At 60.4% G+C, this 19,742-nt stretch carries 18 protein-coding genes; 10 read left to right on the forward strand and 8 right to left on the reverse strand.

Annotated features, from left to right (window positions below):
- Positions 1-27 precede the first annotated feature (27 nt).
- Positions 28-618: an ankyrin repeat domain-containing protein gene (locus NKJ88_RS22015; protein ID WP_031200008.1), complete on the forward strand. Its 591-nt coding sequence runs from the start codon at positions 28-30 to the stop codon at positions 616-618.
- Between the two features lie 12 nt (positions 619-630).
- Complete coding sequence (locus tag NKJ88_RS22020) at positions 631-1,134, forward strand: YHS domain-containing (seleno)protein (protein WP_023707420.1); 504 nt, start codon at positions 631-633, stop codon at positions 1,132-1,134.
- Positions 1,135-1,149: 15 nt separating this feature from the next.
- Here the strand turns inward: NKJ88_RS22020 and NKJ88_RS22025 are convergent, their stop codons facing one another.
- The 3 genes from NKJ88_RS22025 to NKJ88_RS22035 all read right to left on the reverse strand — a co-directional run bounded on the left by NKJ88_RS22025 (position 1,150) and on the right by NKJ88_RS22035 (position 7,038).
- Positions 1,150-3,330, reverse strand: a complete 2,181-nt coding sequence (locus NKJ88_RS22025; protein WP_352445469.1) for an adenylate/guanylate cyclase domain-containing protein — start codon at positions 3,328-3,330, stop codon at positions 1,150-1,152.
- Between the two features lie 102 nt (positions 3,331-3,432).
- Positions 3,433-5,610 carry an adenylate/guanylate cyclase domain-containing protein gene (locus NKJ88_RS22030; protein ID WP_286461259.1) on the reverse strand — a complete coding sequence of 726 codons (2,178 nt, stop codon included), beginning with the start codon at positions 5,608-5,610 and terminating at the stop codon, positions 3,433-3,435.
- Between the two features lie 372 nt (positions 5,611-5,982).
- Positions 5,983-7,038 carry a LacI family DNA-binding transcriptional regulator gene (locus tag NKJ88_RS22035; protein ID WP_023825156.1) on the reverse strand — a complete coding sequence of 352 codons (1,056 nt, stop codon included), beginning with the start codon at positions 7,036-7,038 and terminating at the stop codon, positions 5,983-5,985.
- 166 nt (positions 7,039-7,204) lie between these two features.
- Between NKJ88_RS22035 and NKJ88_RS22040 the strand changes: the two genes are divergently transcribed.
- Positions 7,205-7,534, forward strand: a complete 330-nt coding sequence (locus tag NKJ88_RS22040) for a MoaF-related domain-containing protein (protein WP_023699226.1) — start codon at positions 7,205-7,207, stop codon at positions 7,532-7,534.
- A 34-nt stretch (positions 7,535-7,568) separates the two neighbouring features.
- Complete coding sequence (locus NKJ88_RS22045; protein ID WP_023825155.1) at positions 7,569-7,955, forward strand: hypothetical protein; 387 nt, start codon at positions 7,569-7,571, stop codon at positions 7,953-7,955.
- 263 nt (positions 7,956-8,218) lie between these two features.
- On the opposite strand, the gene NKJ88_RS22050 is transcribed toward NKJ88_RS22045, so the two are convergent.
- Positions 8,219-9,625 carry an FAD-binding oxidoreductase gene (locus tag NKJ88_RS22050; RefSeq protein ID WP_352445470.1) on the reverse strand — a complete coding sequence of 469 codons (1,407 nt, stop codon included), beginning with the start codon at positions 9,623-9,625 and terminating at the stop codon, positions 8,219-8,221.
- Between the two features lie 113 nt (positions 9,626-9,738).
- Here NKJ88_RS22050 and NKJ88_RS22055 point away from each other — a divergent pair, with 113 nt between their 5' ends.
- Together NKJ88_RS22055 and NKJ88_RS22060 are read left to right on the forward strand one after the other, a co-directional pair.
- Positions 9,739-10,524, forward strand: a complete 786-nt coding sequence (locus NKJ88_RS22055; RefSeq protein ID WP_352445488.1) for a GlxA family transcriptional regulator — start codon at positions 9,739-9,741, stop codon at positions 10,522-10,524.
- On the forward strand, positions 10,521-10,733 hold the full coding sequence (locus tag NKJ88_RS22060) for a helix-turn-helix domain-containing protein (protein ID WP_352445472.1): 213 nt from the start codon (positions 10,521-10,523) through the stop codon (positions 10,731-10,733). Before NKJ88_RS22055 ends, NKJ88_RS22060 begins: the two co-directional genes overlap by 4 nt.
- 297 nt (positions 10,734-11,030) lie before the next feature.
- Here the strand turns inward: NKJ88_RS22060 and NKJ88_RS22065 are convergent, their stop codons facing one another.
- Entirely contained in the window at positions 11,031-11,153 is a 123-nt protein-coding gene (locus tag NKJ88_RS22065) for a hypothetical protein (RefSeq protein WP_023825152.1), read from the reverse strand.
- A gap of 195 nt (positions 11,154-11,348) precedes the next feature.
- Positions 11,349-12,821 (reverse strand): winged helix-turn-helix domain-containing protein, encoded by a 1,473-nt coding sequence (locus tag NKJ88_RS22070; protein ID WP_352445474.1) that lies wholly within the window; start codon positions 12,819-12,821, stop codon positions 11,349-11,351.
- Between the two features lie 1,014 nt (positions 12,822-13,835).
- Here NKJ88_RS22070 and NKJ88_RS22075 point away from each other — a divergent pair.
- Entirely contained in the window at positions 13,836-14,033 is a 198-nt protein-coding gene (locus NKJ88_RS22075) for an RraA family protein (RefSeq protein ID WP_196813640.1), read from the forward strand.
- Positions 14,034-14,303: 270 nt separating this feature from the next.
- Positions 14,304-16,076 carry an adenylate/guanylate cyclase domain-containing protein gene (locus tag NKJ88_RS22080; protein ID WP_023716187.1) on the forward strand — a complete coding sequence of 591 codons (1,773 nt, stop codon included), beginning with the start codon at positions 14,304-14,306 and terminating at the stop codon, positions 16,074-16,076.
- 279 nt (positions 16,077-16,355) lie between these two features.
- Here the strand turns inward: NKJ88_RS22080 and NKJ88_RS22085 are convergent, their stop codons facing one another.
- Complete coding sequence (locus NKJ88_RS22085) at positions 16,356-16,634, reverse strand: YjiS-like domain-containing protein (protein WP_023716186.1); 279 nt, start codon at positions 16,632-16,634, stop codon at positions 16,356-16,358.
- A 153-nt stretch (positions 16,635-16,787) separates the two neighbouring features.
- Between NKJ88_RS22085 and NKJ88_RS22090 the strand changes: the two genes are divergently transcribed.
- A complete protein-coding gene (locus tag NKJ88_RS22090) occupies positions 16,788-17,495 on the forward strand; it encodes a winged helix-turn-helix transcriptional regulator (protein ID WP_023825148.1) in 708 nt (235 codons plus the stop codon).
- A gap of 183 nt (positions 17,496-17,678) precedes the next feature.
- Here NKJ88_RS22090 and NKJ88_RS22095 read toward each other — a convergent pair whose 3' ends face one another.
- Positions 17,679-19,121 (reverse strand): LuxR C-terminal-related transcriptional regulator, encoded by a 1,443-nt coding sequence (locus NKJ88_RS22095; protein WP_023716184.1) that lies wholly within the window; start codon positions 19,119-19,121, stop codon positions 17,679-17,681.
- A gap of 191 nt (positions 19,122-19,312) precedes the next feature.
- On the opposite strand from NKJ88_RS22095, the gene NKJ88_RS22100 reads away from it, so the two are divergent.
- Positions 19,313-19,687, forward strand: coding sequence for a hypothetical protein (locus tag NKJ88_RS22100; RefSeq protein ID WP_155923349.1), 375 nt, complete (start codon positions 19,313-19,315; stop codon positions 19,685-19,687).
- Positions 19,688-19,742 lie beyond the last annotated feature (55 nt).

Consider the following 19,742-nt stretch of genomic DNA (forward strand, 5'->3'; position numbering starts at 1 on the left):
CCACAAGCTAATATGATACCTTGCACAATGCGCGGATTGCTGGCACTTGGAATGCTGGTTTTGGCGGCTACAACAGCAGCCGCAGGTGAGCAGTTGTTCGACTCCATCGCCGCCGGCGACAAGGGTGCCGTGGAGCAAGCCCTGGCAGGCGGTGCCGACGTCGACAGCCGGGCGCGCGACCAGGCAACGCTGCTCATCGCTGCAGCGCTCGATAACCAGCCGGAAATCGCCGACTTCTTGCTGGCCAAGGGTGCCGACATCATGGCGCGTAACTCGGGCGGCTTTACCCCGCTTCATGCGGCGGCCTTCTCGGGCAGCCTGCCGATCGCCAAGCTGCTGTTGGAAAAAGGCGCGGTGCTCGACGATGCCGCCAACAAGGCGGGTGCTACGCCGTTGCTGGTGGCCGGCGAGGAAAACCACGTTGAACTGGCCGAGTTCCTCATTGCGAAAGGTGCCAATGTGAACCATGCCGAGGGGCATGGCTACATGCCGATAACGCGCGCATTCTGGAAGGGCAACACGGATATCATACGACTTTTCAAACGCCATGGTGCTACCTGCCAAGCCAAAATTCTTGGCGAGGCGAACGCGGCGAAGTGCGCCGAGATCCACGATTAACGGAGGATACAGATGAGCACGATGATCAAGCCACGACTGGTTCGGAGTTTGGGGACGGCTGCCCTGGTCGCGGTAGCTGTGGTCGCCGGCGCGGGATCGGCATGTGCCGACGATTCGGTAAACACCGGCTATTTTGGTGGTGTGGCGATCATGGGCTACGACACGGTCGCTTACTTCACTGACGGCAAGGCCGTGAAGGGCTCCGAAGAGTTCACTTATGAATGGCTGGGGACACCTTGGCATTTCGCCAGCAAGAAACACCAGGAAATGTTCATGAGCGAACCGGTCAAGTACGCTCCTCAATATGGCGGGTACTGCGCCGGCGAAGTCGTGGGCGGAGGGGTCACGGTCAATGTCGATCCTGAGGCATTCAAGATTATCGACGGCAAGCTCTACCTGATCTACGACGTCGACAATGCGGATGATTTCGCCGCGCATGCAGCTGAAAATATCCCGAAAGCCGATGCCAACTGGCCGAAGGTCGCGGCCAATTTGGAACTCGATCACTATCATTGAGACGCGCGTGTGCGTCTACCGAACCACGGTGAAGTGAAACACCTTGCTTGTATTGGCATAGGAGTAGCTTTTGCCGGCTGCGTCGTTGCGTCTGTAGACGGGACCACAGTCGGGGCGACCGAACAGGTTCTCGCTCTGCTCGCACAACAGATCGCCATCGACGTAGACGGTCTCGGTGACTAGCCGCGTCGTAGAGCGGAAGGCCGCCTTGCCGTCGCTTCCGATCTGAAGGAAGGCTGGTTGGAGACCGGGTTCGATCTGGCCTTGCAGTGTATGGCCAATGACGAGGGACGCGATCTCGGCACCCTTTAACTGGTCCTGTTCGGCCGGGGTAAAGCCGAAGCGCCATTGGGGTAGGCCCGCCTGGCGCAGTGCGGCGACGAGTATCGCCAGATCCTGCGGATTCCGAAAATGTGCATGAGTCATCTCCCACCCAGCCAAAGAGTCCACGTAGCTGGACCCTGCTACGAGGCGGAGCCCCTCGGCGATTGCGGCTTTCGCATCCGGTAGGCGGCCGCCGCGGACATACGCCGCAGCGAGCGTAAACCGAAAGTTGCCAACCGTGGACGCATCGTCGCGTGTGTGCTCGAGAGTCTCGATCGCTTTCTCGACATTGCCCTGGAGCAGAAAAACCAGCCCAGCAGTTTCCCGGTTGATCGCTGAGAGGTCGGGGTCGAGCCTGAGCGCCGTCTCGACCGCAGTGGCTGCCTCGGCATGATTGCCGGCGTATAACTGAACATATCCAAGGGCTGCTTGCGCCTCTGCATCGCCCGGACCGATTGAAACAGCCTTCTTGGCAGAGGCAATCGCATCTTCGTAGCGGCGATTGACGACCTGCATGATCCCAAGAATAGCATAGGGCGACGAAAGGTCAGGGTCGAGTTCCAAAGCTCGGCTCGCCTTCTCATAGGCTCTCTTTCGTGCTGGCGCGCTCTGGATGACGTCGTTGAAGGCCTCCCGCCAGATATAGACTGTGGTGCGCGCGTCGGCCGCGAAGGCTTCGGCAAAGGCGGGGTCAAGCTCCTCCGCCTTGTCGTAGAGCGCAAGCGCCTCCCGCAGCCCGGCCTGCAGGACGCTGCGTGACGCCGTCTCGGCTTGTAGATAGTAATCATAGGCCTCGAGATTGCTCGTCGGCGGCCGCGCCATGCGCTCGCTTTCCGCTGCCGAAGGTTGCATGCCAAGCGCCTTGGCGATCTCGCCGCTCATCTCGTGCTGGACGGCAAACACGCCGGCCATGCCACGGTCGAACCGGTTGGCCCACAGATTGTCGCCCGTTGCCGTATCGATGAGCTGGGCATTGAGGCGGATCTGCTCGCCGGTGCGGCGGACGCTCCCCTCGACAACGAAGCGGACGCCAAGGTCGCGCGCGACGTCCGCCAGCGCTGCAGGCTTGTTCTTGTAGGCGAACACCGAGTTGCGCGCGATGACGTCCAGACCGGACAGCTTGGTGAGGTCGGTGATCAGATCCTCGGTGATGCCGTCAGCGAAATAGTCCTGGCCTGGATCGCCGCCGAGGTTTGCAAACGGCAGCACGGCAACCGATGGCCGCGATGGCACTGAGAACTTCTGCCATGCGAAAATGCCGGCAATCGCGGCGATCGCCAAGGCGGCGGCGCCTGCCAGGATGATGACGCGCGAGCTCGGCCGGTGTGGCGCCGCCGTGACCTTTCCCGATGCTGCGGGATCCAGCAGCAATCGATAGGCGCGAACCGGATCGGCGATGTTCTTGAGGCGCTGCTCGCCAAGACTGGCAAAGCCGACATCAACCTTGTGAACGGCATGATCAAATGCGGTTCCGGAGATACATACACCCCCCGGCTCGGCCATAGCCTCGAGGCGCGCGGCGATGTTGACGCCATCGCCGTAGATGTCATTTTCCTCTACGATGACATCACCGAGATTGACGCCGATGCGAAACCGGATGTGGCGGGGGTCGGAGGTGCCCGGGTCTCGGACAGCCATCCGGCGCTGAATCGCGGCAGCGCATTGGACGGCATCAACGACGCTGGCGAATTCGACCAGCGCCCCGTCTCCCATGAGCTTGATAATCCGACCGTGGAATTCCTTGATCGCGGGGTCGACCAGTTCTCGACGGCAACCCTTCAGTCGTTCGAGCGTGCCGACCTCATCCTCGCCCATGAGCGTGCTGTAGCCGACCACGTCGGCAGCAAGGATCGCGGTAAGCCTTCGCTCCATACCTGCCTGCGCCCTCCTTGGTCGATCAAGCGGCTTCGCGCAGCCTATTCTAGTCCCGCATCGGACGCGAGTGTGTGCGTCCGTTATGACGCGCGTGTGCTTCTACTGAACAACCGTAAAGTGAAACACCTTGCTTGAGTTGACGAAGGAATAGCCGCCGCCTCCATCGTCGCGGCGTTTATAGACGGGTCCACAGTCGGGGCGCCCGAACATATTCTCGCTCAGCTCGCACAATAAGTCGCCATCGACACGGACGGTCTCGGTGACCAGCCGCGTCGTGGAGCGGAAGGCTGCCTTGCCGTCGCTCCCGATCTGGAGGAAGGCTGGTTGGAGACCGGGCTCAAGCTGACCCTGCAGAGTATGGCCCAGCACCAGCGAGGCGATCTCCTTGCCCTTCAAGCGGTTGTGCTCATCGCCGGTGAAACCGAACGGCCATTCGGGCAAGCCCGCCTGCTGCAACGCGTCGACGATGAGAGCCAAATCCTGCGGGTTACGATATTGGGCACCGTTGAGTCGGTATGCGGACAATGAATCGAAACCTGGTGTGGACATGGCACCTAGCCCCTCGGCCACTGCCGCCCTGGCATCCTGCAGGCGGCCGGCGCGGGCGTAGGCGGCACCAAGCGTGATCGTGAAATCTCCGACTGACGGCGCATCGTCGCGGGTGCGTTCGAGGGCCTCGATCGCCCTGTCGTTGCTCCCTTGAATTAGAAAGACCAGACCGGCAATTTGCCGGTTTACAGGTGAAAGATTGGGATCGAGCCTGAGCGCCGTCTCGACCGCTTCGGCAGCCTCAGCATGACTGCCGGCGAACAGTTGCACGTATCCCAGTGCTATTTGCGTCTCAGCATCGCCGGGGCCGAGTGCGACGGCTCGCTCGACCGAAGCGATGGCTTCCTCGTAGCGGCGATCCACGACCTGCATGATCCCAAGAATAGCATAGGGCGACGAAAGGTCAGGGTCGAGTTGCAAAGCTCGGCTCGCCTTCTCATATGCTCTCTTTCGTGCTGGCGCGCTCTGCATGATGTCATTGAACGATTCACGCCAGATATACACCGTCGTGCTTGCATCCGCCGCGAAGGCTTCCGCAAAAGCGGGGTCGAGCTGCTCGGCCTTGTCGTAGAGCGTGAGCGCCTCCCGCAGGCCGTCGCGCCGACCGGTCCGTGCTGTCTGCTCGGCACGAAGATAGAAGTCGTAGGCTTCGAGGTTTTCGGTCGGCGGCCGCGCCATGCGCTCGCTTTCCGCTGCCGAAGGTTGCATGCCAAGCGCCTTGGCGATCTCGCCGCTCATCTCGTGCTGGACGGCAAACACGCCGGCCATGCCACGGTCGAACCGGTTGGCCCACAGATTGTCGCCCGTTGCCGTATCGATGAGCTGGGCATTGAGGCGGATCTGCTCGCCGGTGCGGCGGACGCTCCCCTCGACAACGAAGCGGACGCCAAGGTCGCGCGCGACGTCCGCCAGCGCTGCAGGCTTGTTCTTGTAGGCGAACACCGAGTTGCGCGCGATGACGTCCAGACCGGACAGCTTGGTGAGGTCGGTGATCAGATCCTCGGTGATGCCGTCAGCGAAATAGTCCTGGCCTGGATCGCCGCCGAGGTTTGCAAACGGCAGCACGGCAACCGATGGCCGCGATGGCACTGAGAACTTCTGCCATGCGAAAATGCCGGCAATCGCGGCGATCGCCAAGGCGGCGGCGCCTGCCAGGATGATGACGCGCGAGCTCGGCCGGTGTGGCGCCGCCGTGACCTTTCCCGATGCTGCGGGATCCAGCAGCAATCGATAGGCGCGAACCGGATCGGCGATGTTCTTGAGGCGCTGCTCGCCAAGACTGGCAAAGCCGACATCAACCTTGTGAACGGCATGATCAAATGCGGTTCCGGAGATACATACACCCCCCGGCTCGGCCATAGCCTCGAGGCGCGCGGCGATGTTGACGCCATCGCCGTAGATGTCATTTTCCTCTACGATGACATCACCGAGATTGACGCCGATGCGAAACCGGATGTGGCGGGGGTCGGAGGTGCCCGGGTCTCGGACAGCCATCCGGCGCTGAATCGCGGCAGCGCATTGGACGGCATCAACGACGCTGGCGAATTCGACCAGCGCCCCGTCTCCCATGAGCTTGATAATCCGACCGTGGAATTCCTTGATCGCGGGGTCGACCAGTTCTCGACGGCAACCCTTCAGTCGTTCGAGCGTGCCGACCTCATCCTCGCCCATGAGCGTGCTGTAGCCGACCACGTCGGCAGCAAGGATCGCGGTAAGCCTTCGCTCCATGTGCGGTTGTCCTGCCTCCCTAGGTCAAAGCTTCGCTGAGCGTATTCGACTGGCGTTTCGAATGCGAGCATGCTTGGCCTACTGGACAGCGATAATGCAACCACGTCGTTTTGAAGACATTGCCCTCATGGCTTAGCCTTGTGCGAAACCGGATGTTGCCGCATGGCTGATGTGGGTCGAGATCGGCCTCTGTCGTTCTTAACTGGCCACAAGCGGACTTACTGGTCCCGGCCCCAAGGCTGCCGGTCAGCAATGCGCCTGATCTCGGCCGTTGCAGCCACCTTTGATACCTTCTGAAAGCAGACGTTGACGGCGACCACGCTGGAGTTCGCAGTGCGCACTGTGCGTCACGACTAGTATGAGGTGACCGGCCTAACCGCGTGGTCGGGCGGTCGAGCCGCGGACCAAGAGTTCGACCGGTATGATCACCTGGCTCGGGGCGCCGTTTGCAAACACCGTCGTGGCGGCAAGTCTCCCCTTCCCGACAATGTCTTGAGCCACTGTCGTGAGCGGGGGCGTGGTGCGCGAAGACTCCGCAGTGCCATCGAAGCCGACGACAGACATGTGTTCGGGTATCTTGATATTGCGCCGACGCGCTTCGTCCAGGACGGTGATTGCCTGCCAGTCCGACATAGTCAAGATCGCCGTTGCTTGCGGAGCCCGGTCGAATACGACCGCTCCGGCCGAAGGCTCACCTGGGGTCGTCTCGATGATCGGGACATTGTCGATTGACAGACCGAGCTCAGCCAAACCCTGGGCGAAGCCGAAAAGTCTCTCCTGATCGAGTTGAAAACCGGCAGAGATAGCGCGCGGGGAATTGCCAGGCAAATGGACGATGGGTGACCCCGATGTGCGCCGAATGGAAAGGATTGCAAAACGCCGATGTCCAAGAGCAGCCAGATGCCTGATGGCCGCCAGCGCCCCGCTCCTGCCGTCTATCCGGATAGAATTGACGTCCGGACCGGCATCGCTCTCGAGGATGACGAAGGGCAGCCGCCGGCGCCGTAAAGACGCGATCAACTCGATGTCCGCGCTGTGGCCCAGAATGAAGCCGTCCACCAAGGCCTCTCGAATGGTGGAAGTGCGTGTCTCGTCCGTACCATTGACCAAACTCAATGTCGCTCCAGCCTCGTCACAAGCAAGCGAAACGCCAAGCACCAGCTCGCGCAGATATGGGCTCCTGATCATATCGGCAATGGCGTATGCGCCCGGGGGGATCAGGCCTATGGCGTTGAACTTGCCGTCGCGCAGCACGCGTCCCCTCGGGTCGGGGCCATCATAACCAAGCTGACGCGCCGCGGCCTCGACGCGCTGGCGCAGATCGGATCGCACCAGATCCGGATGGTTGAATACGTTGGAGACGGTGCCGCGGGAGACTCCAGCGAGCCGGCCGACATCGGCGAGCGTAGGCATTTTAGAAGCGTTCATTTCCCTCAATTAGACAATTTCTTGGAGCGCTCCAAGTTTTTTCTTGACGCTAGGTCCAAAATGTTGGAACTTGCACTTGGAGCGCTCCAAAAATTGAAAGTAGCAGTTCGGCATCTGTCCCGAGCATCGGCCGAGCTGATTTCGAAAATCATCAAGGAGGATTAGGATGGCTACGACCAATGGTGCTCCGACCTCGCTCGTCGGAAAGACTTTTGATTGCTCATTCGGACAGTTCGTACCGAGGTTGACGGTCCTGTCGCCGACCGAATTGCGGGTGCAGGCGACGATCGGCGCTACCGAGATCGACGAGGTGGTTCAGAGCAATCTGACCGGCGTTCGACCCGGACTTTTCATCATGAGTTGGACCGAGCAAGGCGGCAACTTCGTCGTGCAGGTTCAAGATCACGAGAACCAGATCGTTCATAACTATGCGCGACTGGCGGACGGGCAGCAGTTCTGCGCCCAAGGCACAATTCAACCAGTGACGACGGCGTGAGGGCCGCCTGTCTATCTGAGAGGAGAATTACGCCATGACTACCAAGGTGATCGACCATACCGATCCTACGCAGTGGGATCCAAAGCTTGACGCCGTTATCGCGGCTCCCGGAAACCATAAGGTGTTGTTTGAGAATGACCGGCTACGTGTGCTTGAGGTAATCCTCAAGCCCGACGAGGAAGAGCCGACACATCACCACCGCTGGCCTTCAGTATTCGTGTTCGATGAGGTGGAAGGCCCTATCCACGACTTCGCGCCGGATGGAACCATGATGCCGCCCAATCGAGATGTCATCCAGGCGGTTCAGGCATGGGACGGTCAAGGCTGTCTCGTGGTGCATATGGCCGCCCAACCAGCGGGTCGCGTGCTCAACGCTTCGAGCAAGACCCTGCATGGTATCCGTGTCGAGATGAAGTCATAAAGCAGACGTGATCCTGGCCACCGGAACTCGCGCACGCTGAACGTCCACTTCTGACGGATTGAAGCCTTAAAGCTGCCAGTTGGCTTGCGGTCCCCAAGGTTGCCCGACAGCTTTGCGCTTCATCTCAGCCGTTGCGGACAGATTTGCCACTGATTGAAAGCGGGCATCGCGGCGACCACGCTGGTCGTCGCTCGCGACTCAGCGCGATCAAAGCTCCCACGGCGAGACGAGGGTCGCACCGTACACCCGATTTTGATTGTGCGTCAGCGCATTGGCAGGATGTTCTGGTTGAGGCGGAACAGATTGTCCGGATCGTATCTGTGCTTGATCTTGGCGAGCCGCGCGTAAGCCTCAGCGCCGAAGGCGTGGCGGACGAGATCCGATCCTTCGCCATGGCCGGGGAAGTTCAGATAGAGGCGGCCGGTCGAGTAGCGCTGCATGTCCTGCCAGAAGCTGCGTACCCAGCCGATGTTCGCATCGTCCTCGTTAGCGCCTGGCCAGATGGCGTCGAGGCTGAGCATGAAGGGCATGGAGCGGTCGCCGAAGGCAGTCTCATCGGCTGCAACGCGCTGGACGAAACCGCCGAACTTCCAGATCGAGGCGAAGGTCATTTCGGAGGGGCGCTTCGCCATCCAAGCAGTGGTCTCCCCGACGACCTCGTCGTCGAGGCGCGAGAGGTAAGTGGATTTCCAGTAGCAGCGGTCGCGGCCTTTCGGGAACAGCCCGTCATAGAGCGACTGGATGGTGCGATATGGCATGCGGCCGCTGAAATCGACGAGCGGTTCCCCAAAACTGCGCAACGGCGCCACGACCCGTTCGCCCTCGTCGGCCGGTCCGTCATAGACATGCGCGAGCGCCAGGACGCGCCGGCCCCTTGCATGCTCGGGAATCGAGGGGTCGTCGGGCAGGGTGGAGAACTCGGCCAGGCCGCTCAGGCGGTCGGGTGCGGTCTGCATGAAGTCGCGCCAGAGCGGAATGATCTCGTTGGCGCGCTCCTCGGGATAGGCCGGACCGCATAACATCAGCTCCGGTTCGATCGGGTGCAGCTTGAACTCGAAGCTCGTCACCACGCCGAAATTGCCGCCGCCGCCGCGTAGCGCCCAGAAGAGATCCGGGTTCTGCGTCGCGTCGGCATGGATGAGCCGGCCATCGGCGGTCACCAGATCGGCGGCCAGAAGATTATCGACGCTGAGGCCGTGGCTGCCGCGCAGCCAGCCGATGCCACCGGAAAGCGTCAGGCCGGCAACGCCCGTCGCCGAGATGAGACCGCCCGGCGTGGCGCGGCCAAACGGGGTGGTGGCCGCATCGACATCGGCCCAGGTCGCGCCGCCCTCGACGAGGGCACGGTCGAGGCCGGACGCGACCCGCACGCCCTTCATCAGCGACATGTCGATCATCAGGCCGCCTTCGCAGACGGCGTAGCCTGCAACATTGTGGCCACCCGAGCGGATCGCGATCGCTAACCGATGCTCGCGCCCGAAATTCACCGACGCCACGACATCGGCAGCACTCCGGCAGCGCGCGATGAGCGCGGGACGGCGGTCGATCATGCCGTTCCAAACGACCCGCGTCGCGTCATAGGACAGGTTCGACGGCTCCAGCACCTCGCCGCACAAGATGGAACGGAAGCTATCGATGCTCGATTGTGCAAGGGTAGCGGTGGCGGCCATGTAGCGGTCTCCTCGTTTGACACACGCTAGCGCGGCGCGGGCACGGCCGCTAAAGTCGAAAATGCTGGAAGGCGGTCATTTCTGCCATGGTTGAACAGGCGAGACCATTGAATGTGGCGATCCTTGCCGCTCCGGAGGCTACCGCCTCCACGATCTACGGCATGTTCGACTTGTTTTCCTCGCCCGGCAGGGATTTCCTGTTCATCACCAGCGGAGCCGCGGGCACGCCACGCATGCGGCCCTATGTGGTTGCCGGGGACGGCAGCCCGTTTCGCGCGGCAAACGGCATCTGGGTGCGCCCAGATCACAGCCTTGCCGATTGCCCGCCACCCGACATCGTCTGTATTCCAGATTTCTTCGTCAATCCGGGCGAAAGCGTTGCCGGGCAGTATGACGCCGAAGCCGCGTGGCTGAAGCGAGCGCATGACGACGGCGCCATGCTGGCCAGCGCATGTTCGGGCGCGGTGCTGCTCGGTGAGGCCGGGCTGCTCGACAATCGCGAGGCCACCATTCACTGGGGCTATGTCGAGACGCTCACGAACAACTATCCCGGCGTGAAGGTGAAGCCGGGCCAGTCGCTCGTGCTGAGCGGCGAGGCCCAGCGCATCGTCATGGCCGGGGGCGGCTCAAGCTGGCAGGATCTCGCCCTCTATCTGATCGCGCGCTTCGTCAGCCTCAGGGAGGCGATGGAGGTCGCCAAGGTCTACATGCTGCAGTGGCACGACATGGGCCAGCAGCCCTTCGCAGCGCTGATGCGCTTTCGCCAGACCGACGACGCGGTGATCAACCGCTGCCAGAAATGGGCCGAACGCAACTACCGGACCCCTTCGCCCGTCACCGCCATGACCAAGCTGTCAGGCCTGTCCGAGCGCTCCTTCGTGCGCCGGCCACGGACATGAAGACAATCGACTACATCCACGCGCTCCGGCTCGAAGCGGCCAAGGAACTGCTGGAGACCGGCGACCTGGCGGTCGAGGGGGTGGCCAATGAAGTCGGCTACGAGGATGCGAGTTTTTTCGGGCGTCTCTTCCGCCGCAAGGTCGGGCTGACGCCGGCGCAATATCGCATTCGTTTCAGTGCTCTCCGGCGAGTTCTGAGCCGCGGTTGAATCTCAACCGTCGAGGCGCGATGCCATATTCCGCTATGCGCCGCAATTCGGCCATTGGGCCGAGCTCTGCCGCCGATTGAAGCGGACTCTGGTGGCTGGTTGCGCGTAGGCAGGGGTGCCACGTTAGAGCAAACCCAAGTGTAGGGCCGGAGGGGATCGTGGCGCGCCCAGAACGAAAGCTTGTGGCGGTTTTGGCAGCAGAAATGACCGAAGCGCCCTAAGATTGCGGCAATCCTGGTGGCGGACATCGTCGGGTTCAGCCGTCTGGGGCGAAACGACCAGGATTGTAGGCCCCCTTCACGCACACTTCTTGCGCTCAGCCACCTCGACGCTAAGGCGGAAAGCCTGGCCATCCGCATAGGAGCGTGCGTAGCTTTCTGCCTCGAAAGCGAAGGTCAGCGTGTTGCTATAGGCCGGCACGCGGACGGTCCAATTTCTTGTAGCGGATGATTTCGAAAGCATGCTCGGGCGATTCCATAGTTCCTCCCGCGATCACCGACGAGAGCTCTCAGATAGCGTCGCAAAAACCTTTGAATGCAAACCATCCGACACATCGGTGTCGTAATGTTTCAACGTTGCCCAAAGCTCCGCCAGTCCGGCCGGTAACCAAACAGTTCAGGCGGCGCTCCACATCATCAGCGCTTTCGCGACTCCGTCGAGAAGATGGTCAGCGTCAGATTCATGCTCGTAAAGCATGCTGGCCCGGATCGACTCCAGTGGAGTGTAGGATGGCGCGATACGCTTGAGTTCCGAAACGAGCCGCGATACCGCGTCCTGGTTGCCCAACTTCGCCTGTGCCGCCGCCAGCCATGTGAGCCTTACGGCCGAAGTCATGGGCAACATCGACCAACTGACAACGGCTCCCTTGTAGTCTCCCGCCGCGTATTGGGCGAATGCACGGTCGGAATGATACCAGTCTGGATGTATCGGATTGATCTGAACCGCCTTGTCGATCCAGGTCAGGGCTTCGAAAGGCTTGCCCCTGATGGCAAGCAGATAGCCGATCTGCGCGATCGTGTCCGCATCGAAGGGATTGAGGTCATAGGATCTTCGAAAGTGCCGCTCGGCGGCATCGTATGTGCGCGTGCACAGCAGTGCTTGGGCAAGAATCCGATGGCAGCGAGGCTCCTCTGGTGCGAGTCCTACCGCGAAGCGGGCTTGCTCTACTATGTCGGCCAGCACCTCCGGAGGAGCCATTCCATAATCGCCGATAATCAGGTCGGCAAATGCAAGGTATGAGCGCGCGAGCGCATAATGCGTATCCTTGGTGACGGCCGCAGCAAAGTAGTTCCGTGCTGCCTGATTATCGTCGGCGCCGTAGCCACGCAAATGCACCAGCCCCTTGAGAAGAAGCTCATAGGCCGCCAGGCTTGCTGGAGGCTTTGGACGGGCGCGCGTCAAGCCCGCATCGTCGAGCCGTGCGACAAGACGGTTCGTCACACGCAGCGCGATCTCTTCCTGCATGTCAAAAACAGCTGAGCCCGATGCTGTGAACTTCTCGCCCCACAAGACCGCGCCGTTTGCCGCTTCGATGAGGTTGATCGCCACCCGTACGGTGCCGTCGCGAAGGCCCATGCGTCCCCGAACCAGGAAGGTTGCCCCGAGTCTCCTGCCGACCTCGGTCCAGTTGCCGGGGTCCTCCGACGCAAAGGAAAAGCTTGAGTTGCGCGCCAGGACAACAGCAGTGCGAAATCGCGCCAGAGCGTTGACAATGTCCTCGGCAAAACCATCGACCAGAGGCGTGTCGGTCGCATCGCCTTCATTAGTGAAGCGCAGCACCGCTACAGAAGGCAGGTCGGACGGCGGCCTCGCCGGCGCGCCAAGCGGTGAAAGGAGGTAGCCGCGGCCTGAGACGGTGCGAATTATACTTTGTGAGTCATCGCGCAGCGCCTTGCGCAACTCGCGCACGCCTTGGGTGAGCGAGTCTTCGGTTACAAACAGCCCAGGCCAGACGGACTCCATCAGCTCCGACTTGCTGACGACGTGCCCTGTTTTTCCAACGAGATGGCTCAGGAGTGCAAATGTCTTGGGACGAAGTTTGACGGGATGACCCTGGCGCAACAGCAAGCCGCGCGGAGTGTCAAACACGCACTCGCCGATTGCTATGCTCCCTGATTCTGTATGCGACATTCAGAAGCGCTCTGCCAAACCGAGCCGGGCTCGTCGACATACAGGGGCCATCCGCGCTTACGGTCAAGACCTTTGCCGCAGCCGCAGGTTCTGCTCCCTCAGGCACGGGTTCATGGCGAGCCAGGGCGCCCAACTCTAGAAGTTCGAAGAAGGTGCCGGGCATTGGCGCGCAGGCCAAGCTGTTGACCCCACTGAAGTACAACTCGTAAAGCTCTTGCCGTATGCGGAGCCTTTCGACGTCGTTTTCCATGATGGCCACTCCCTAGATTGTAGGGATCATGGCGCATGTGGAGCGGTGCGTACCGGCGAAATTCTGAAACTTTTCTGAAACCTGGTCGCTGGAGTACAGATCGGCCGGCGCCGAGAAGCCAATGACTGGCTCGCCGGCGGCTATCGCGAAATGCGATCACGCGAATCGGGCGAACTATTCCTCGTCTTCCACTCTCGGCGAGGCGCCTTGGGTCGCTGCCTCGATGCGATCGACGACGCGCAGCTCTTTACGATGGCGAGGAATTCAGCTGCCAGGTGCTTGAACTTCACCTCGCCCCCAGAGCGAAGATCCTCGCCTTCGATATCTCTCAAGGGCATGGAAGTTGCGGCAGCGCCTTTGAGGAACCGCAAATATCCCGCTGCAGCTCGTCTTTCGTTCGTTCAGGGTGTGAGGCCGCCACATGATTGAAGACCCACCGCTGCTCACCATCAAAAGCCGTTTCGAACGGCCTGCGGCAGAGATCATCAGTGCCTTTTCCGGCTTGCCCGTGAGCCTAGTCCTAGACGCCATGGGCGGGCGAGGGGCGTTGCACCAGGGATTAAGGCACTCTCGCCAGGTACTGCGATACTGGCCGATATCATCGTTGCGGCCACCGACAGCTTTGCTGGTGCGGCGGTCACTGAGGATCTCGTCCTTGGCATGGTGCGAAACAAGGGGTGCGCCGGCCTCGTGCGCGATGTTGTCGGGATCGAGGCGGGCGGGTGCCGGTTTACTGTGCCGGGATCGTCGCGAACTCGCCGGCGCGCAATGGTCCAGGCACGGCCGGGTTCCCGGTGGTACTGGGAGGAATGACCATCTCGCGGGGAGACATACTGGTCGGCGACCGCGATGGTATCGCCGTGGTGCCTCGCCTCGAGGCTGAAACGGTGCTGGCGCGGCTCACCGTATCAGGGCGGTGAGAAAACTCTTGATGGCCTGGTGCGGCAAGGTCTCGCCCGATTTCGCCGAGGTCATCATCAAGTCTGACAGGACGCGCTTCGTTGACTGAAAATTTTCAACGGCACCTAAGGTCCGCCTCGCCAACAGATCGTGGTTGCCGTAATTCACTTCCAATCAGATCCCGCGCTGCTTTGTTTGAGGCTATCTCGGAATTCACCTATCGAACGTCGCCTTCGAAAACGGGATTTTGTAATCTGTGCTATGCCACTTAGTCGACAGGAGTGGGCAAAGTGAGCCAGACGCGGAAACTTGCGGCGATCCTGGTCGCCGACGTGGTCGGATACAGCCGGTTGGCGGGGTCGGACGAAGATCAAACGCTGGCGCGGCTACGGGCGCTCCGGAGCGATCTCATCAATCCGACCATCGCTGTCCACAATGGGCGCGTTGTGAAGCTTATGGGTGACGGCACCCTCGTAGAGTTCCGGAGCGTTGTTGACGCCGTACGCTGTGCAATCGAAATGCAGAACGGCATGATTGAGCGCAACGCTGGCTTACCGCCCGGGCGACGCATTGAATTTCGCGTCGGCATTCATCTCTGCGATGTTGTCGAGGAGAGCGACGGCGATCTGATGGGAGATGGTGTCAATATTGCCTCCCGTCTAGAAAGCATCGCTGAGCCGAACGGCATCTGTTTATCGGCCGCCGCTTACGAACAGGTGCGCGACAAACTGAAGGAAGAATTTGTCGATCTGGGCGAGAAAGAGCTCAAAAATATCGCACGCCCGGTGCGCACCTATCGCCTATGTATGCGCGACACGGTCCCAAAAACCGATCTGGCTGCGACTGCCGGGTCCTCCGAACAGCTGGCGCTGCCCGACAACCCTTCGATTGCTGTCTTGCCATTCCAGAACATGGGCGGCGACCCCGAACAGGAATACTTCGCCGACGGCCTTGCCGAAGACATTATTACTCGGCTGTCGCGTCTTCGTTGGCTCTTCGTGTCCGCCCGGAACTCTTTGTTCACCTACAAGGGAAAAGCGGTCGACTTAAAACAAGTCGGTCGAGAGCTTGGTGTGCGGTATGTGCTGGACGGAAGTGTAAGGCGCTCAGGTCATCGACTCCGGATAAGCGCGCAAGTCAGTGACACATCGACCGGGGTACAAGTGTGGGCTGAACGATACGATGTGGAATTGTCGGAATTCTTCGCGCTTCAGGATCAGATTGCCGAAAGTGTCATCGCTACGATCGAGCCGCGGCTCTACACGGCGGAACAGCAACGCTTTCAGAGCAGGTCCCCCACCAATCTTGACGCTTGGGGATTCGTCATGAAGGCGATGCCATATGTCTGGACCTGGAGTTCGGCTACGGAAATCGAGATTGCACAGGGATTTCTGAAGCAGGCTACGGACCTCGATCCTGACTATCCCCGCGCCAACAGCCTGTTGGCGTGGGCTCACGCGGCCCGCGTTTTGTCAGGATGGGCCAACGCAGCAGACATTCTGCCCACCTCTCGCGCCCTCGCGCAGCGGGCAATCCAAGGCGACCCCGAGGACCCGTGGACGCATTTAGCGGCAGGGTTTGTCCACATGATTTCGCGCGGCTTCGACTCTGCTGTGAGAGAACTAAATGAAGCGATCGAGCTAAACCCGAGCTTCGCCTTTGCGCATTCGATCCTGGGCTCAACTTACGGATATGGGGGCATGCCCGCCGAGGGGCTCGACCATCTTGAAATCGCGGGTAGGCTAAGTCCTCGCGATCACACATATGCTGCGAATTTCTCCATCCTTGGCTTATGTCATTTCATGGCTGGACGATATGCAGACGCGGTCGAATGCGAATGTCGCGCGGTTGAACTCCGGCCCCATTTTGGGTCTGCATGGCGGACGTACGCGGCGGCCGCTGGGATGGCCGGTGAAATGGACATCGCGGTTCATGCGCTTTCGCAGGCCAAGCGCCTTCAACCGTCCCTATCCCTTCAATGGGTAGACAAGTTTCATCCGATCGTTCACGACAAGCACCGGGCTCTCTATGTAGAGGGGCTGCGAATTGCCGGGCTTCGATAGTTGCGGATCGTGCCGTGCTCGTAGCTCGCTATCGGACCTACTATACCGCACGAGCGTGCGCTCAGCGCCTCAACTCGGTTGTTAAAGCTTCGGTGGGTTTCTTCCAACAGCAGACGTTCCTCACGATGAATCCGAAGAGCCGGCCGACCACTTGGAAGTATGCATTCGAATCGCTTCGGCGCGCTAGATCTCTGAAACCAAGGCGCTACTGGGGATCCCTGAGTTCGGCTGATCAATTGCCGCCGTCAAAACGGCTTCCGCTCCCGGGGCTCTCCCTTCTCACCAATTTCCCGTGCGGTTCTGCGCTGCACTCTGGAGCGCGCGAGAGGCGGACCTATCGAAGCTGTCGGCGCAGGCCGCTTCGACGTCCGCTTCGGTCAAGCCAACGTCCCGCAGAAGGAAGTTGGACAGGTGACCGAGCCCGCGCTCTATGTTGCGGCGGGTCCTCCACTCACGGACAAGGGCCAGCAGGCGTTCGAGCGGAGGGTCAAGAAAAGTGCCCGGCAAGCGCCGTGCGGTCTGGCCTATTGTCGTTTGCGTCATGTTACGCCAAGTCATGGTGAACCTCCGTTGATCGGGAATGCGAATGGCGATCACGTGACGGCAGAAGGCGAGAAGGCGCCAGGGCAGCTTCGGAAGCGTTCCGCTTCAGATTGTGAACTGGCCTCAGACCTCCGAAAGGCCTAACCTGCGGCAAAGGAGCGGTCAGCCATGACGCGACGGCCTTACGGACTGGTCTGCCCGATCTCGCACGCCTGCGAGTTCCTGGAGCCACGCTGGACAATTCAAATCCTGACCGAGCTCTGGAACGGCTCGACCCGCTTTAATGACATTCGCAAGGGGGTGGGCAACGTCTCGTCCGCCCTCTTGTCGAGGCGGCTCAAGGAAATGGAAGCGTTGGGCCTGGTCGAGCGCGTCGAGGACGAGGCGACGGGCACCATCAGCTATTTCCGTACCGAAAAGTCGATAAGGCTCGAGCCGGCGATGAACGCGCTGGCGGAATGGGCGCAATGCAACATCGAGGCGGAGATCGCGCTCGCCGACGTGGATGTTTCGACCCTCATGTGGGCCGTGCGGCGAAAGATTGACCTCGCTGAACTGCCGCGGCGGCGCGCCGTCATCCGCTTCCATTTCCGCGACGATCCCCCACCGAGGTGTCCCCATTACTGGTTTGTGGTCGAGCCAGGCTCAGACTTGCCCGAGCTATGCGCGCTCGACCCCGGCCGGGACGTCGATCTTTACGTCGAGACCGGCGTTGTTTCGCTGGGAGCCATCCTGGAGGGCCGCTCCAGCATCGAGCGTGAGAAAGAGAGGGGCGGCCTTTTCCTCATCGGCGACCCCGGCCTCGCGCGAAGCATGGACCGTTGGCTTCGAATCTCGGTCTACGCGGCGCTTGAGGGAATCGTCCAGCTTCCTTGAAAGCCATGTTTGGAGTGCAGCCTTATGCAACCCGCCCAGGACGACAAAGCCATTTGGCTGGCCTCAAAAGCTATGGTGCAATCGTCCGTTGTTGATTGCTGCTCACTGAAAGCCGCCGGTCCGCATTCGGCCCCAATGCTGCCCGAGGAGCAATGCGCCTCTGAGGTGACCAGAGTTAAGAAGCTAGGCCAAACCCGCACGACGGGCGCCTTCTCTGATTGCAGCAATGGCGACAGGATTGGTAACCGGATAGGTTCTGATGAACACCTCAGCCGTGAAATTCGGGAACTCGTCCTTCAGTCGCGAATTGATCCTGGCGACCTGAGGAGTTTCATTGAGCATCGCATGAGCCATTGCCAGAAACAGAAGGGTGGCGGGCGAATCTGGCGCAGATTGACGTAGCGCGACCAGTGATTCACGGTAAAAGCCAAGAACGTAGCTGCATCGAGCGAGCATTCCATGATACCAGGGAACATAAGGATTTAGCCGGACCGCTCGCTTGGCCAGTTCGTAGCCACGCTTCGGGTCGCTGCCAACAAGAGCAAGGCTACCCGCAAGAAAGGCAAGTGAGTCCGCGTCATTTGGAGCAGCCACCAACACTCGGTCATGTTCTTCGACAGCAGCTTCGACATCGCCCTGCAATGCCCGAAGATCGGCAAGCATTATGCGGGCGTAAATGTCGGACGGATCGAGCGCCAGCGCTTGCTTGACACATTGGCTCCAGCTCTCGATCGAGCCGGAAAGGTTGTCGGTAAACCCGTTGATAGCTTCCACAGCATGCGCAAGTGCCAGCGCGGTCCAAGCTCTTGCTAGACCCGGGTCGAGTTCGATCGCACGCGCCAGTAGCCGTATCGCCTCCTTGTTCGACTCACGGGTGAAAAGGTGCTTCTGCTCAAGCCCAAGCAGATAGCAGTCATAGGCCTGCAAACTTGCTGGAGCCTTCCGACGAGCCGCATCGCGTCGCAGATTGGCGAGCTGACCGTGGCAAGTTGCAAGGACATTGATGACGTTTTCGGTCACGCTGTCCAGCATCGCAAACAGGTTGTTCGCGGAACGATCGTAACGCATCGTCCAGACATCGACCCCTGTGTGGGCGTCGACGAGTTGGACGCGGATGCGCACCCGCTGCCCGTCCACTTGAAAACTTCCCTCGATCACATAGTCGGCATTCAACTCTCGTCCGAGAGCTCGCACGTCAACATGCCGTCCCTTGTAGGAAAGCATTGTTTGGCGGGCGATCACCGCAAGGTCCCGGTAGCGAGAGAGATCAACTATGAGGTCCGCCGACAAACCATCAGCGATACGAGTCCAGCGTTCTTCTCCGCTTAAATTGTCGAACGGGAGAACTGCGAGGACCGGCGGACCCGGCTCATCGGTCGAAAGACTTCCGGGTGGTGCATGGCTGCGGTCCTGCTGGCGGTGATCGGCAAGTAACCCAGCAAGCGCCACTTTACTACGAACATCGAGCTTCCGATAAATGGCCGAAAGATGGGTCCGAACGGTGGTAGGCGCTATGAAAAGTGTTTCGCCGATTTCGCGATACGTCATTCCCTCCGCAAACTTTGCCGCGACCATCAACTCCCGATCCGATAAGCCGGCGAGAGGATTGCCTACGGCGCGAAGCATCGTTCCATTTTCCTTGCTGCCGACCTGCGGCCAGAACCCGATGGCCTTACATCAGGATGAAATACTACAGATGCGATATCGAAAACACTGCATTTGCACGATTCCATGCGACGGGTCAGCATCCTAGTCTCTGCAGATCGGCAGGGCAGGTTGCTTGGCAGGCCTGGTCGATTCAGAACACGGAGGGCTCCATGACAAAGTTGTCTGTCTTGACCGTAATACTGGTGCTTTTGGTGTCGGTGGGGCCATGCTTGTCCGAAGGTACCCAAACCAACAGCAAACTGACTTCCGAAGAAGCGGTGAAAGCTGCCAGCTCTGAACTGTATTCCGACATTCTCGTGCGAGCATGCAGGAACGGATGGCGGTATCCGCGCAGCTACATCGAAAATGGATTCAGGCGCCACCTGGCGGAGCTGAAACTGCAGCTTGTCGATCAGGGTTACAGTTTCGTACCCAACATGACCGCGAATGATCTGCCCGTCCCAGGACCGATATCTGAGACCAAACGCCGTCTGGTTGGCTCGCGCCAATTCAGCTGTTCCCACCCATACTGGCGCGATGAATGACTCCACGCGACGGTGTGCAATCTGACAGCCTGATTTCCGGCGGTTCTCCCTAGGT

Source organism: Mesorhizobium sp. M0016 (assembly GCF_040324035.1).
GTDB lineage: Bacteria > Pseudomonadota > Alphaproteobacteria > Rhizobiales > Rhizobiaceae > Mesorhizobium.